Origin of the sequence: Spirillospora sp. CA-142024, from assembly GCF_050942325.1 — a bacterium.
Classification (GTDB): Bacteria; Actinomycetota; Actinomycetes; order Streptosporangiales; family Streptosporangiaceae; genus Spirillospora.
The window spans coordinates 8108600-8123161 of the sequence record NZ_CP192077.1; the positions used below are offsets into that span (position 1 = coordinate 8108600).

At 72.6% G+C, this 14562-nt stretch carries 10 protein-coding genes; 6 read left to right on the forward strand and 4 right to left on the reverse strand.

Going from position 1 to position 14562, the window contains the following annotated elements:
* The first annotated feature begins 60 nt into the window (after positions 1 to 60).
* Positions 61 to 1002: an NAD-dependent epimerase/dehydratase family protein gene (locus ACQPZP_RS38275; protein WP_433474536.1), complete on the forward strand. Its 942-nt coding sequence runs from the start codon at positions 61 to 63 to the stop codon at positions 1000 to 1002.
* 9 nt (positions 1003 to 1011) lie between these two features.
* Entirely contained in the window at positions 1012 to 5316 is a 4305-nt protein-coding gene (locus ACQPZP_RS38280; RefSeq protein WP_433474537.1) for an FtsK/SpoIIIE domain-containing protein, read from the forward strand.
* Between the two features lie 382 nt (positions 5317 to 5698).
* Here the strand turns inward: ACQPZP_RS38280 and ACQPZP_RS38285 are convergent, their stop codons facing one another.
* A complete protein-coding gene (locus tag ACQPZP_RS38285; RefSeq protein ID WP_433474538.1) occupies positions 5699 to 6241 on the reverse strand; it encodes a hypothetical protein in 543 nt (180 codons plus the stop codon).
* 206 nt (positions 6242 to 6447) lie between these two features.
* Here ACQPZP_RS38285 and ACQPZP_RS38290 point away from each other — a divergent pair, with 206 nt between their 5' ends.
* The 3 genes from ACQPZP_RS38290 (at position 6448) to ACQPZP_RS38300 (ending at position 10086) form a co-directional block, all read left to right on the forward strand.
* The gene (locus ACQPZP_RS38290) at positions 6448 to 8229 is read left to right on the forward strand and encodes an acetyl/propionyl/methylcrotonyl-CoA carboxylase subunit alpha (RefSeq protein ID WP_433474539.1); all 1782 of its coding nucleotides are present in this window, start codon (positions 6448 to 6450) and stop codon (positions 8227 to 8229) included.
* 142 nt (positions 8230 to 8371) lie between these two features.
* Complete coding sequence (locus ACQPZP_RS38295; RefSeq protein WP_433474540.1) at positions 8372 to 9757, forward strand: hypothetical protein; 1386 nt, start codon at positions 8372 to 8374, stop codon at positions 9755 to 9757.
* Between the two features lie 11 nt (positions 9758 to 9768).
* Entirely contained in the window at positions 9769 to 10086 is a 318-nt protein-coding gene (locus ACQPZP_RS38300) for a DUF5313 family protein (RefSeq protein WP_433474541.1), read from the forward strand.
* Positions 10087 to 10266: 180 nt separating this feature from the next.
* Here the strand turns inward: ACQPZP_RS38300 and ACQPZP_RS38305 are convergent, their stop codons facing one another.
* The 3 genes from ACQPZP_RS38305 to ACQPZP_RS38315 all read right to left on the reverse strand — a co-directional run bounded on the left by ACQPZP_RS38305 (position 10267) and on the right by ACQPZP_RS38315 (position 13831).
* The gene (locus tag ACQPZP_RS38305; RefSeq protein ID WP_433474542.1) at positions 10267 to 10779 is read right to left on the reverse strand and encodes a hypothetical protein; all 513 of its coding nucleotides are present in this window, start codon (positions 10777 to 10779) and stop codon (positions 10267 to 10269) included.
* Positions 10780 to 11141: 362 nt separating this feature from the next.
* The gene (locus ACQPZP_RS38310) at positions 11142 to 12527 is read right to left on the reverse strand and encodes an NAD(P)H-quinone dehydrogenase (protein ID WP_433464550.1); all 1386 of its coding nucleotides are present in this window, start codon (positions 12525 to 12527) and stop codon (positions 11142 to 11144) included.
* A gap of 92 nt (positions 12528 to 12619) precedes the next feature.
* Positions 12620 to 13831: an RNA-guided endonuclease InsQ/TnpB family protein gene (locus ACQPZP_RS38315; RefSeq protein WP_433474543.1), complete on the reverse strand. Its 1212-nt coding sequence runs from the start codon at positions 13829 to 13831 to the stop codon at positions 12620 to 12622.
* 236 nt (positions 13832 to 14067) lie between these two features.
* On the opposite strand from ACQPZP_RS38315, the gene ACQPZP_RS38320 reads away from it, so the two are divergent.
* Positions 14068 to 14520 (forward strand): gamma-glutamylcyclotransferase, encoded by a 453-nt coding sequence (locus tag ACQPZP_RS38320; RefSeq protein WP_433474544.1) that lies wholly within the window; start codon positions 14068 to 14070, stop codon positions 14518 to 14520.
* Positions 14521 to 14562: the final 42 nt, after the last annotated feature.

Sequence of the window (14562 nt, forward strand, 5' to 3'; positions counted from 1 at the left end):
AGAGCATTGCTCTCGAAACAGAGCACTGAGGCAACGAGAATCGCGACCGAGGAGAGAAACATGGGCAAGCACGTGATCGTCGGAGCCGGCCAGGTCGGGGCGCATCTCGCCGAGCGGCTGACCGCGCAGGGGCACGAGGTCGTCGTCGTGACCCGGTCGGGGTCGGGGCCGGAGGGCGCCGAGCGCATCGCGGCCGACGTCACCGACCAGGCGCGGATCACGCAGATCACCAAGGGCGCCGACGCCCTCTACAACTGCGTGAACCCGCGCTACCACCGCTGGGTGCAGGACTGGCCGCCGATGGCGGCGTCCTTCCTGGGCGCCGCCGAGGAGACCGGCGCGGTGCTGGTGATCCTGGGCAACCTCTACGGGTACGGTCCCGTCGACGGGCCGATGACCGAGGACCTGCCGCTCGCCGCGACCGGCGTCAAGGGACGCGTCCGGGCGAAGATGTGGGAGGACGCCCTCGCCGCGCACAAGGCGGGGCGCATCAGGACCACCGAGCTGCGGGGCTCCGACTACTACGGCCCCGGGAGCACCGACCAGGCGTACGTCGGGGAGACGCGGTTCGTGCGGCCGCTGCTGGCGGGCAAGCGCGTCCCGTACTTCAGCGACCCGTCCATCCCGCACTCCTGGACGTACCTGCCGGACGCCGCGGAGGCCCTCGCCATCGCCGGGACGGACGAGCGCGCGTGGGGGCGGCCCTGGCACGTCCCGACCGGGCCGGCCGTGTCCACGCGGGAGGTCGGCGAGCGGCTGTGCCGGATCGCCGGGGCGCCGGCGCCGCGCATCTTCGAGGTGCCCCGCGCCGTCTTCACCGCGGCGGGGCTGTTCTCTCCGATGGCCAAGGCGCTGCGCGAGACCAGGTACCAGTTCGACAGCCCGTACGTCCTGGACTCCTCCGCCTTCCAGTCCACCTTCGGGATGGCTCCGACGCCGATGGACGACGCTCTCCAGACCGTCGTCGCGGCATCCCGGGTGGCGCAGGGCGCGGGTAACTAAGCTGAGCGGATGCGGATCTCGTTCACGGCGCTGACCGGCGAAGGTCCCCGCGACGTCGTGCTGAACGCCGACTCCGAGGTCACCGTGGACGGGGTCGCCCGGTCGCTCGCCGCCATCCTGGACGGCCGCCCCCTCCTCCCGGCGCCGCGCTACTCCGGCAGCGCCCTGCGCTCCCGGGGCGGCGCGCACAGGGCCCTCTGGGTGGACGGCCGGATGCTGGACCCGCAGGCCCTCGCCGTGAAGGAACTGCGGGACGGCGCCGTCGTGGCCGTCGAGCGGAGCGGCGCCGCCGCCACCGTGCTCGCCGAGCCGACCGGGCTGGTCGAGGTGCGCGTCGCCGGGGGTCCGGCGGCCGGATCGGTGCACCGGCTCGGCCTCGGCGTCAGCACGATCGGGTCCGGCGGCGACGTGGACGTGGTGCTGGACGATCCATCCGTCCCGGCCCGGTCGCTGCGGATCACGGTCGGGCGCGACGCCGTCCAGGTCGAGGCGTCCGCGATGACGATGCAGGGCGCCGCGGCACTGGACGGGACACCGCTCGGCGCGAAGACCACATGGCCGATGGGCGCGATGCTCTCGGTCGGATCCAGTGTGCTGACCCTCGCACAGAGCTCGGCCCCCGACACCCACCTCGAGCCGCTGCCGGAGGGCGGGCTGGCGTTCGACCGTCCGCCCCGGCCGAGACCGGCGGAGCGCCGGCGGACGCTGACCATCCCGGAACGTCCGGAACCGAATCCGCGGCTCCGCCTGTTCGGCGCGCACGGCCGCACGTCGTACAAGAAGGCGCTGAAGGAGTACCACCGGGAGGCCGGCGAGTTCGGCGGCGAGCTGGAGCGGCTCCAGCGCGAGGACGAGGCCGAGCGCCGCGCCCTGCATCCCGACCCCGCCGAGGTGCTGCTGACCGCGACCGGCCCGCGGCGCCGCCTGTGGGAACGTCGCCGCGACGACCCGGACGTCCTGCACCTGCGGCTCGGCCTCGCCGACCTGCCCGCCCGAATCGAGCTGATGGGCGACACCCCGATCGAGGTCCCGGTGGCGCGGCGGGTTCCGGTGGCGCTGCCGCTGGCGGAGCCGGGCGTCGTCGGGCTGGCCGGGCCGCGGCACGCGTCCCGGGCACTGGCCCGCTGGATGGTCGCGCAGGCCGCCGCCCTGCACAGCCCGCGCGATCTGGCCATCGTCGTCCTGTCCGCCGACCGGCACGCCGGGGACGAGTGGAACTGGGTGCGCTGGCTGCCGCACTGCGCGCCGCGCGAGGGCGAGGACTGCGTGGCGCTCGTCGGCACCGACCCCGAATCGGCGGCGCACCGCGTCACCGAACTGGCGATCCGCGTGACGGAGCGGCGGCGCGCGGCGGAAAGCGCCGAGTCCGTCCCTTACAACGTCCTCATCGTGCTGGACGGCGCGCGCGCATTGCGTCGCATCCCGGGGATGCCGATGCTCCTTTCGCGAGGCGCCGAATACGGCCTCTACGCCATTTGCATCGAAGACGAGGAGCACCTGCTCCCCGAAGAGTGCGCCGCGGTCGCCACATGGGACGCGCGGAAACCTTCGATGATCCGGCTTCAAGGCCAGGGGCTGGACGCCATCGGTCCTGTGCTGGCCGACCAGGTGTCCGTGACCTGGTCCGACCGGGTGGCGCGGGCGCTGGCCCCCGTCCGGGACGTGTCCCGCGAGGACGCCGCAGACCCGATTCCCGCCGAGGTGCGGCTTCTCGACCTCCTCGACATGCCGGAGCCCACCGCCGAGCACGTCCTCCGGTCGTGGAGCCGGACGGGCGGGCGTGCCACCCGTGTGCCCATCGGGCTGGATTCGGGCGGCCTCTACGAGATCGACCTGCGCACGGACGGGCCCCACGCTCTCGTCGCGGGTGCCGCGGGCGCGGGCAAGTCGGAGCTTCTGCGGACGCTCATCGCGTCCCTCGCCGTGGCGAACCGGCCGGACGAGATGACGTTCCTCCTCATCGACCACAAGGGCGGCACCGCGTTCAAGGAGTGTGCGCACATCCCCCACACGGTCGGCATGGTGACCCACCTGGACGGTCACGCGACCGAACGCGCCTTGGAGTCGCTCGCCGCCGAACTCCGCCGCCGCGAGGAGGTTCTCCTCGACGCGGGCGCCAAGGACATCGACGCTTACAACGGCCTGCGTCCCACCGAGCCGGGGTTGCCGCCCGTCCCGCGTCTCGTGCTGGTCATCGACGAGTTCGCCGCCATGGTCACCGAACTGCCAGGCTTCGTCGCGGGGCTGATCGACATCGGCCGCCGGGGCCGGTCCCTCGGCGTCCACCTGATCCTCGCCACGCGGCGACCCGCCGAGGACCTGACCGCCGGCGTCCGCGCCGGCAGCGACCTGCGCGTCGCGCTGCGCGTCGCCGACCCGGACGAATCCACCGTCGTCCTGGACTCTCCCGAGGCCGCCCGGATCTCCAAGGCGACGCCTGGACGCTGCCACATCCGCTCCGGCACGTCGTCACCGCATGCCGTCCAGACCGCGCGCGTCGCCGGCCGCCGGCCCGGGACCGGCGCCGCCTCCGGCGGGCCGACCGTCCACCCCATGCCCTGGCAGGGGCTCGGCCACCCGCTGCCCGGCCCCCGCGAGCCCGCCGACGACGAGGCGCCGGCCACCGACCTGGGCGTCCTGGTCCAGGCGATCGACGAGGCAGCCCGCCGCGCCGGCGTCGCCCGGCAGCCGTCGCCCTGGCTGAACCCGCTGCCGGAGCGGCTCGCGCTGGCACCCCGTACCGCCGCGGGGGGCTCCGTCGTCGACGTCCCGCCGATCCCGTTCGGCGTCACCGATCTGCCCGCCGTCCAGGGCCGCGAGGAGCTGACGCTCGACCTCGCGTCCGGCGGGCACCTGTATCTCGCCGGGTCCGCCCGGTCGGGCCGCTCCACCGCGCTGCGCACCATCGCCGGGTCCCTCGCGGGCGCCTGCTCCCCCTACGACGCGCACCTGTACGCGATCGACTGCGGCGCGAACGCGCTGGTCCCGCTGATCTCCCTGCCGCACTGCGGCGCCGTGGTGACCCGCGACCAGGCCGACCGCTGCGAGCGGCTCCTCACCGCCCTCACCGCCGAGGTCGCACGCCGGCGGCGGCTGCTCGCCGAGGCCGGGTTCGCGTCCCTCGCCGAGCAGCGCGCCGCCGTCGCCGCCACCGACCGCCTCCCCTGGATGGTGCTCCTCCTCGACGGCTGGGACGGCTTCCTCGGCGCGTTCGAGCACCACGACCACGGCCGGCTCGTCGACCAGGCCGTCCGGCTGCTGCGCCAGGGCGCCGCCGCCGGCCTCCGCGCGGTGTTCACCGGCGACCGCTCCGGCCTCGGCGGGCAGATCTCCACCGTCTTCGACCGGCGCCTCGTCCTCCGCATGGGCGGCCCGGACGACCACGGCCACGGCGGCCTCCACGACACGCAGATCCCCGCCGCGATGCCGCCCGGGCGGGCGCTCGAATCCACCGCGCCCGGCGCGCCGCCGCGCGAGTCGCAGATCGCCCTGCTGGGAGACGATCCGTCCGCCGGCTCCCAGGTCGCCGTCCTGCAGGAGATCGCCCGGACGTGCGTGTCCCGCTACGGCCGGCTGCCGCGCCGCCGGCGCCCGCTGCGGGTGGACGAGCTGCCGGTCCGGGTCACCTACCGGGAGGCGATGTCGCTCGATCCCGACTTCCTCGCCCCGTCGGCCCTGTGGGCCCTCGTCGGCGTCGGCGGGGACATGCTCGCCCCGGTCGGCGTCGACCTGCTGAACGAGGGTCCGGGGTTCGCCGTCGCCGGCCCGCCCCGGTCCGGGCGTTCCACGACGCTGCGGACGATCGTCCACTCGCTGCTCGATCCGGCGGTGGGCGGCGGCCTGGTGCCGGTCGTGCTGGTCACGCCGCGCCGCTCGCCGCTGCGCCTGCTGTCGGGCCGGCCGGGTGTCCTCGGTGTGCTCACGTCCGGTTCCGACGCGGGCGACCTCGAACGGGCCGTCGGCGACGAGCACCGCTACGCCGTCGTGGTGGACGACGCCGAGCTCCTCGACGGGACCGGCCTGGACGACGCGCTCCTCGATGTTCTCCGCACCGCCCGTGAAGGCGAGCACGCGGTCGTCGTCGGCGGCACGACCGGCGATCTGGGGCGCGGTGGACGGGGTTTCCTCTCCGGCGTCCGCCGCTCCCGCTCCGGCGTCCTGCTGTCGGTCGACTCCCCGGACGACGGTGAGCTGTTCGGCCTCCGCCTGCCCGGCGACGCGCCGCTGGGCGGCCCCACCGGCCGCGGCCTCTTCGTCGCCGGCGGCGTCACCACCCGGATCCAGGTGGCCCTTCCGCCGGCGTCCGCGGACTGACCGGGCCCGCCGGACATGGATGCGGGTCCCGGCCTCGGGGGGATGGGCCGGGACCCGCGGCTCGTGGGGGCGGTGTCAGCGGATGGCGTCCTCGATGCCGGCGCCGCGCTTTCCGCCCATCGCTCCGGCCCTTTCGTCGCTGCCCGCTGGGACGTTTTCGGATACCACCGCGGGAATGGCGTCAGCTTACGCCTTACCGATCACATCGGGCCAGCGGCACACCACGAACCGGCCCCCGAAACGGCCACATTCCGACCATCCCGGCCTGTCCGGATGTGGCCATCCGGGCGGTGGCGCACGGATTGTGACCAACATAATTACTGGCCGTCAAAGAATTATCAGAGCGGGCTCGGCCCGCCAATGCGAAGGAAAGCGCGGGCGGTCAGCGGCCGTCGTCGACCGGGTCGTTCACCGGGTGCGCGCCGGGGTCCAGGACGCGCTCGCCGACCATGATCAGCTGTTCGCCCCGCGCCCGGAAGTCGAACCGGCGCCGCACCGACTGGGTGACCTTGCCGCTGCCGTAGCGCATCTCGGTGTGCTCCACCGCCTCCAGCATGATGCGGTCCCCGCTCCGGACGGCGTGCCCGTCGTCCAGGCGGGTGCGGGCGCCGGTGTAGGCGGGGCCGCCCGCCACCGGAGCGCGGTTGCGGGTCTCCAGTTCGCGGACGGCCCGTTCCTGGGACCGCACGAGCCTCGGTGAGATCCGCACGCCCTGGACCTCCGTGGGGGTGGCCCTCGGGTCGCGGTCGTGCTTCTGCACGAGAGCCTGGGAGCGGCGCTGCAGGTACGTGTTCGCGGCAACGGTGAGCTGCTCGGTGACGTAGTCCTCCACGACGGGGTCGTCCCGCCGCACGGTGGACGAGGGCGCCAGCAGGCAGGCGGCCAGGACGACCGCCAGGCCGACCCGGGGCCACGGGCGAACCATCGGCCGCTCCCGCTGATCGTGGGCGAGCAAGATCCGAGCCGAGAGTACACCTGTCGGAGTGTCCGCGGACCCGCTTCCGCGCGATGGCCCGCGGCCCCGGGACACGTCCCGCTGCCCGGGACCGGATCCCCCTATAAGGAGGCCCTTACGAAACCCTGCGAGGGCGGTTATCTAGACTGCCTGCGAGGTTCGAGGAGGAGACCCACGTGCGCAAAGTCCTGATCGCCAACCGCGGCGAGATCGCGGTCCGTATCGCCCGTGCCTGCCGCGACGCGGGACTGGCCAGTGTGGCGGTGTACGCCGAGCCCGATCTGGAGGCGCTGCACGTTCGGGTCGCCGACGAGGCGTTCGCCCTGGGCGGGCGGACGGCCGCGGAGAGCTACCTGGACATCGAGAAGCTGCTGAAGATCGCCGCCGAGTCCGGCGCGGACGCCGTCCACCCCGGATACGGGTTCCTCGCGGAGAACGCCGACTTCGCCGCGGCCGTGCAGAACGCCGGGCTGACCTGGATCGGCCCGCCGCCCGCCGCGATCACCGCGCTCGGCGACAAGGTGCAGGCCCGGCACATCGCGCAGAAGGTCGGCGCACCCCTGGTCGCCGGCACCAAGGACCCGGTCTCCGGCGCGGACGAGGTCGTCGCGTTCGCCGAGGAGCACGGCCTGCCCATCGCGATCAAGGCGGCGTTCGGCGGCGGCGGGCGCGGCCTGAAGGTCGCCCGCGCGCTGGACGAGGTCGCCGAGCTGTACGAGTCCGCCGTCCGCGAGGCCGTGGGCGCGTTCGGGCGCGGCGAGTGCTTCGTCGAGCGGTACCTCGACAAGCCCCGGCACGTCGAGACCCAGTGCCTCGCCGACAAGCACGGCAACGTGGTCGTGGTGTCCACCCGCGACTGCTCCCTCCAGCGGCGGCACCAGAAGCTCGTCGAGGAGGCGCCGGCGCCGTACCTGTCGGACGAGCAGCTCGAACTGCTGTACAGGTCGTCCAAGGCCATCCTGAAGGAGGCCGGCTACACCGGCGCCGGGACGTGCGAGTTCCTCGTCGGCCAGGACGGCACGATCTCCTTCCTTGAGGTGAACACGCGGCTCCAGGTCGAGCACCCGGTCACCGAGGAGGTCGCCGGGGTCGACCTCGTCCGGGAGATGTTCCGCATCGCCGACGGCGAGGAGCTCGGCTACGGCGACCCGGAGCTGCGCGGCCACTCGATCGAGTTCCGGCTGAACGCCGAGGACGCCGGGCGCGGGTTCCTGCCCGCCGTCGGCACGCTGACCGCATGGGAGCCCCCGACCGGCCCCGGCGTCCGGCTGGACGCGGGCTACGGCGCCGGGCAGACCGTCCCGCAGGCGTTCGACTCGCTCATCGCCAAGCTGATCGTGACGGGTGCGACGCGGCGGCAGGCCGTCGAGCGGTCCCGGCGCGCCCTCGCCGAGTTCGTCATCGAGGGCATGCCGACCGTCCTGCCGTTCCACCGGGCGGTGCTGGACGATCCCGCGTTCGTCCCGGCGGACGACGAGACGCCGTTCGGCGTCCACACCCGGTGGATCGAGACGGAGTTCGACAACCGGATCGGGCCGTACGAGACGCCCGCGGCCGGCGACGAGGAGGAGACCGCCGAGCGCGAGCGCGTCACCGTGGAGGTGGGCGGCCGGCGCATCGAGGTCGTCCTGCCCGCCGGGCTCGGCGCCGCGTCGGCCGGTGCCGGCGGCCAGGCCGCGGGCAGGGCCGTGCCGGGCAGGCGGCGCGGCGGCAAGAAGGGCGGCGGCGCGCAGGCGTCCGGCGACTCCCTGGTCAGCCCGATGCAGGGCACGATCGTCAAGATCGTGGTCGAGGACGGCGCGACCGTGGCGGCCGGCGACACCATCGTCGTCCTGGAGGCCATGAAGATGGAGCAGCCGCTCACCGCGCACAAGGCCGGGACGCTCACCGGCCTGGCCGCCGAGGTCGGCCAGACCGTCTCGGCGGGCGCCGTCATCTGCGAGATCAAGGACTCCTGACCGGTCCGCTCTTCCGGGGAATCCCGCTTCGGGGCGAATTCGCCGCGCGGACGACGCATCGCCCCGTTCACGTGGGCAGACTGGAGGCATGAGCGGAGCGAAGCGGGGGCCATCGGGGGCGGTCCCCCCACAGGCAACAGGCGTGAGCACCGAGAACCGGGCCGTCCGGGCGGCACGCCGGGGCGCCGTGTCGGCGGTCGTCGCCGCCGTCGCCCTGCCGGCGTTCGCCCTCGCCTCCCCCGCGAACGCCGCACCGGTGCAGGCCACGGCCGCCACGGCACAGGTCACGATGGCGCAGGCGGTCGGTCCGCGGGCGGCTGCCGACGACACCGTCGGGCAGATCGCCAAGGGCCTCATCGACTCGCGCCTGTACGTGACGAGCGGGGCGGGCAACGTGCTGTCCCAGGCCGACCGGAACGAGATCGAGACGTCCCTGGGCGGCGACAACGACGCCGACATCCGCGCCGTCGTCGTGCGGGACAACGTGACGAGCGGTGAGGTCCAGCAACTCCTGCCGGCCGTAGCGGAGCGCGTCGGCAAGGGCCAGACCTACGTCGCCATCACCGCCGACGGCAGCAGGATGGGCGCGATCTCCAAGAAGCTGGACCGCGCGGAGATCAACCAGTTCGTCACCCGCACCGAGGGCGACTCCCTGAAGAACCGCCTGATCAAGTTCGGGAACCTCGCCGAGAACAAGGTCGACGCCGACTCCAAGTCCAACGCGACGGTCGGATACGTCGTGCTCGGCCTGGCCGTGCTGGTGGTCGCGGGGGTCGCGGTCGTCCTCGTCAACGTCCGGAAGCGGCGCCGGGAACGTGAGGCCCAGCAGATGGCCGACCTCAAGGAAGGCGTGGAAGAGGACGTGACCGCCCTCGGCGAGGACATCGCCCGCCTCGACCTGAACGTCATGGACAAGGACCTCGATCCCGACACCCGCGGCGACTACGAACGCGCCATGAACTCCTACGACAAGGCCAAGGAGGCGACCGACCGCGCCACCCGGCCGCAGGACATGCAGGAGGTCACGACCGCGCTGGAGGACGGCCGCTACTACATGACCGCGACGCGGGCCCGGCTGGCCGGCGAGCCCGTGCCCGAGCGGCGCGCGCCCTGCTTCTTCAACCCGCAGCACGGGCCGTCCGTCCAGGACGTCACCTGGGCGCCGCCCGGCGGCGTCGCCCGCTCGGTCCCGGCCTGCGCGGCCGACGCGGAGGCCGTCCTGCACGGGGGCGACCCCGACATCCGGATGGTCCCGTACGGCGGCGGGCGGCAGCCGTACTGGAACGCCGGTCCCGCGTACGCGCCCTACGCCGGCGGCTACTACTACGGCTACGGCGGGGTGGACCTGCTCAGCGGCCTGATGATCGGCACTCTGCTCGGTTCGTCGCTGGGCGGCGGCTTCGGCTGGGGCGGCGCGGGCTACGGCGACGGGTTCGGCGGCGGCGACGGCGACATCGGCGGCGGCTGGGACTTCGGCGGCGGCGACTTCGGGGGCGGCGGCGGGGGCGGCGACTTCGGCGGCTTCTGAGGAGCGTCCTCATGACCCGGCTCCCAGGCGATCCAGGCCCGTTCGGGCGGATCCGGTACGCGCTCGGGTTCCGGCTGCCGCCCGGCAACCTCGACTGGGTGCGGCACGACCTGACCGACGCCGGCTGGCGGGGCCGGATCCTGCTGCGCCACCTGTACGTGATGGTGCCGATCTGCCTGCTGCTGGCCCTGCTGCCCGGCCCCGCGTGGGTGCGGGCGGCGGTGCCGCTGCTGGCGCTGGCCGCCAGCACCCTCACCGTCGCGATCAGCTCGGACGACCTGCGCCGCTCCCGCCTGCACCGGCACGGCCTGCGCCCGCCCGAGCGGTAGGCGTGGGCCCGCGGCAGCAGGCGCTGTCTGTTACGGCGTGGCCGTGGCCGCATGGAAGACCGCCAGTGAGGAATGACGGGCTGCCCCATCGCTGGTGGGCCGCGACGAAAAGGGAGGTCCCGGGATCGCTCTTGACGGTGGGATCCCGGGACCTTCACGTTCCAGCCGTGCGGCGTCGGCCTAGCGTCTGCTGATGCCGGGGTAGTAGTCGCTGGTGCAGCCGCTGTCGTTGTTGTGGCGGCCGCAAGCGCGGAAAGCGTGGAAGTGCAGGTCGTGTCCCATGGGGGAGGAGATTGTCTGGTCGTGCGAGCCGACCCCGAAGGGGCCGCACTGGTGCCAGCCACCACCGTTCTTGACGTTCACGTCCATCCACACCGCGTCACCTGGCCGGGTCTTGCCGGTCAGGGTGGCCCAGTAGTGCGGCCCGGTGCTGGTCAGGCCCCGCCACAGGGTGACGTGGACTTCGCCGGTCCATGAGCCACCGGCCAGCTGGTAGATCGGCTTGGCGTCCGTCACGATGTGCGGATGGGGTCTGAGCCAGCCCCGGCAATCGATCTGCGGGTTGCCCGCTGCCGAGCCCGGCGTGTGCCCGACCGTGGCGGGCTCGGCGGACGCCCGCGCCGCGCCGGTCAGCAGCGTCGCCGCCGTCGCGGCGAGCGCGATGGCCGCAATGACCGGCTTGCGAGCGGTCACTCCTCGGCCTACGCCACCAGAGGTGATGGCGCGCCCAAGGAGGCTGCCACCCTCCAGCGTGGTTCTTTGGTCTTTCGTCATGCGCCGACCTCCTGTTGCGGTTCTGCCCCTCCTCACTATCAGTCACACTATGAAGCGAAGAAACTTCATTGTGTAACCAAAGTTCTGGTCGAGGGCGCCCGCGCATGCCGAGCTGCTGCGCGCTGGTCGGCTGGGTAGCAGCGCTGCCCGCCCAGGTGCAGGCCCTGGAGGTGAGCGCCTTTGCGTCTGCGCTCGGCGGATCAGCGTCGGGGCAGGCGGACGCGTCTACCTCGGGTCTCCCTGGGCGAGGTCTGCCGCGTGGTCTGCGTCGTGAGGACTTCTTAGTAGGCGTGCTCGGCCATCAGCCTGCGGGACGCCTCGGTGATGCTGCCCGACAGCGACGGGTAGACCGCGAAGGTGTGCGCCAGCTGGTCGACGGTGAGGTGCTGCTGGACGGCGATCGACACGCCCAGGATCAGCTCGCTCGCCCTCGGCGCCACGATGACGCCGCCGAGCACGATCCCCGTGGAGGGGCGGCAGAACAGCTTCACGAAGCCGTCCTCGAAGCCCTGCATCTTCGCGCGCGCGTTGGTGAACAGCGGCAGCATGACCGTACGGGCGTTGACGTCCCCGGAGTCGACCATGTGCTGCGTCACGCCGACGGACGCGACCTCGGGATCGGTGAAGATGTTGGACGCGACCCAGCCCAGCTTGAGCGGCTGGACGGCCTCGCCGAGCGCGTGCCACATCGCGATGCGCCCCTGCATGCCGGCGACGGACGCGAGCATGAGCACACCCGTGCAGTCGCCGGAGGCGTAGATGTGCGGGACCGACGTCCGCGACACCTTGTCGACCTCCACGAAGCCGCGCGCGTCGCACCGCACGCCGACGTCCTCCAAGCCGATGCCGGTGGTGTTCGGCACCATCCCGACGGTCATGAGGCAGTGCGAGCCCTCGACCTTCGTCCCGTCCTCCAGCGTGACGATCACGCCGTTCCCGGACCGCTCCACCCCCGCGGCCCTGGACCGAGACATGACCTTCATCCCGCGCCGCAGGAACACCTCCTGGAGGACGGCCGCGGCGTCGGCGTCCTCCGTCGGCAGGATCCGGTCCCGCGACGACACCAGCGTCACGTTCGAACCGAGCGACAGGTAGGCCCCTGCGAGCTCGGCGCCCGTCACACCGGACCCGACCACGATCAGGTCCTCGGGAAGCTCGGGCAGGTCGTACAGCTGGCGCCAGTTCAGGATGCGCTCGCCGTCCGGCTCCGCGCCGGGCAGCACCCGCGGCGTCGCGCCGGTGGCGATGAGCACGACGTCGGCGCGGATGCGCCGGTCGCCGACCGCGACGACATGCGGCTCCACCAGCCGCGCCTCACCGCGGACGATCTTGACTTCCTCGTAGGCGAGCCGTTCGGCGACGTCGAACGACTGGGCCCGTGCGAGGTCCTTCACCCGCTTGTTGACTTCGGCCATGTCCGCCTCAAGGGCGCCGACGATCCCGTCCGGACCCCCGTTGAAGCGGAGCCCGAGCCCGGACGACTCCGACATGACCGCCATCCGGGTCGAGGTGGCGATGAGCGTCTTGGAGGGCACGCAGTCGGTGAGCACGCAGGCGCCGCCCGGACCGTCCCGTTCCACGACGGTCACGTCGGCGCCGAGCTGCGCCGCGACGAGCGCGGCCTCGTACCCGCCCGGGCCTCCTCCGATGATCACGATTCGGGTCACATCATCCATTCTTTCCTACTCACGGCATTGATCCCTCCCCACCCTGCAGGGAGGAGGTTCCTCCCCTCACGGGGTTCGCGGGGATTTCCGGCTCAGGCAGCCTGGGAGCCCGGCGGACTCCCAGGTCTTGCGCCCTCAACACCGGCCGGGACGAAACCGGCCCGGACCAGCATCACCTGCGCGGAGTTCTTGTCTCGAGGAGACGCATGCCCGCACGCGAGGCAGGTATAAGTACGCTCCGACAACGGCAGTGCGTGCTTGGTTCTCGCTCCGCAGCCCGCGCAGTCGGTGGTGGTGTGCCTGGGGTCGACCAGCGCGACCTGGCGTCCATGCTTCCGCCCCATGTTGATCAGTTCGTGCTTGGCGGCCCCGATGGCCGCGTCGGCGGCTTTGCGTGCCATCGTCGAGTGGGCCAGGAACTTGGGCCGGAAATCCTCCACCGCGACCCGATCATGGTCGCGCATGATCCGCTTGGCCCATTTGCGGGCCGTGTCCCGGCGTTGCCGCTGGACCTTCTTGTGCAGCTTGGCCGTACGGCGAGCGGCGCGTTTGTACCCCTTGGATCCCGGCGCGCCCTTCGGGGCACGGCGGCGCGCCATCTGCCGCTGGTACCTGGCCAGGCGGTCGGCGGCCGTGCGGCCGTGCCCGGGATGGGGAAGATCGTGCGCGTCGCTGGTGGTGGTGGCGAGTTCCTTCACGCCCCAGTCCACACCGATCGCCTTTCCAGTCGCGGGCAGCGATTCAACCTGAGCCGCCACGACGAACGAGCAATACCAATGGCCGAGGCCGTCCCGGTACACCCGCACTGACGAGGGAGCGGTCGGAAGGTCACGCGACCACACCACCGTCACGCCGACGCCGCCCGCCAGGTTCAGACGGCCACCGGTAAGCCGGAACCCGCGACGCGTGTAGTTCAACGTCGGGTCCGCCGCGTCCTTTCTCTTCAAGCGCGGCATCCCGGCGCGCTGCCGCTCCGGCAACCGCGCCTTGATGTCCTTGATCGCTTTGGCTCTGGAGCGGCCGAAGTCACGGATGGCCTGCTGCTGCGGCACGCTCGAACCCTTACCCAACCAGGCGTGGTCGGCGCGCCAGCCGGTCAACATCTTGTCCAGCTTCGCTGGGCCGATCCTTCCCCCCACCTTGTGAGCGGCACGGGATTCGGCGACGCACTGGTTCCACACCCACCGGCACCGATCCCATTCGGCCAGCAACGCGCGCTCGGCCCGGGCCGACAACCGAAGCCGGTAGGTGTACCGGGCGTTCCGGGCCTCACCCAGCCGCCTCTCCCGCCCCGTCCCCGACATATCAAGAACCCTACCGCCGAACCTCGAACAGGAGAGCGAGAACACACCGAAATCGCCTGGTGAACGGGCGTTCGCCTACCGGAACTGACCAGGCATATAGGCAACCCCGCACCCCGAAACAAGCGTGGCGCGTTCCCCGTGGGGGGCAACCGCCACACCCCTGAGCAAGCGTGGCGCGTCCCCTTTGGGGGACGACCCCCACACCCCTGAGCATGGGTGGCGTAGCCTTGGCCAACGTGGCACTGTACGCGGCGTACGCCTCCAACATGGATCCCGAGCAGATGGCCGGCCGGGCTCCGCATTCCCCGATGCGCGGCACCGGCTGGCTGGCCGGCTGGCGGCTGACCTTCGGCGGGCAGGACAAGGGCTGGGACGGAGCCCTCGCGACGGTCGTCGAGGACGACTCGGAGCAGGTCTTCGTCGTCATGTACGACGTGCCCGCGTGGGACGAGAAGGAGCTCGACGCCTGGGAGGGCGCCGCGCTCGACGTCTACCGCAAGATCAGGGTCCGGGTGCAGACGCTCGACGGCGACGCGCTGTGCTGGCTGTACGTCCTGGACGACTACGAGGGCGGGCTGCCGTCCGCGCGCTACCTCGGCATCCTCGCCGACGCGGCCGAGAAGGCCGGCGCGCCCGACGACTACGTCAAGGACCTGCGCACCCGCCCCTGCAAGTCGCTCGGCGACTGACGCCTCGGATGCCCCGGCGAGGCGCGGGGAACCCGGTTGTAG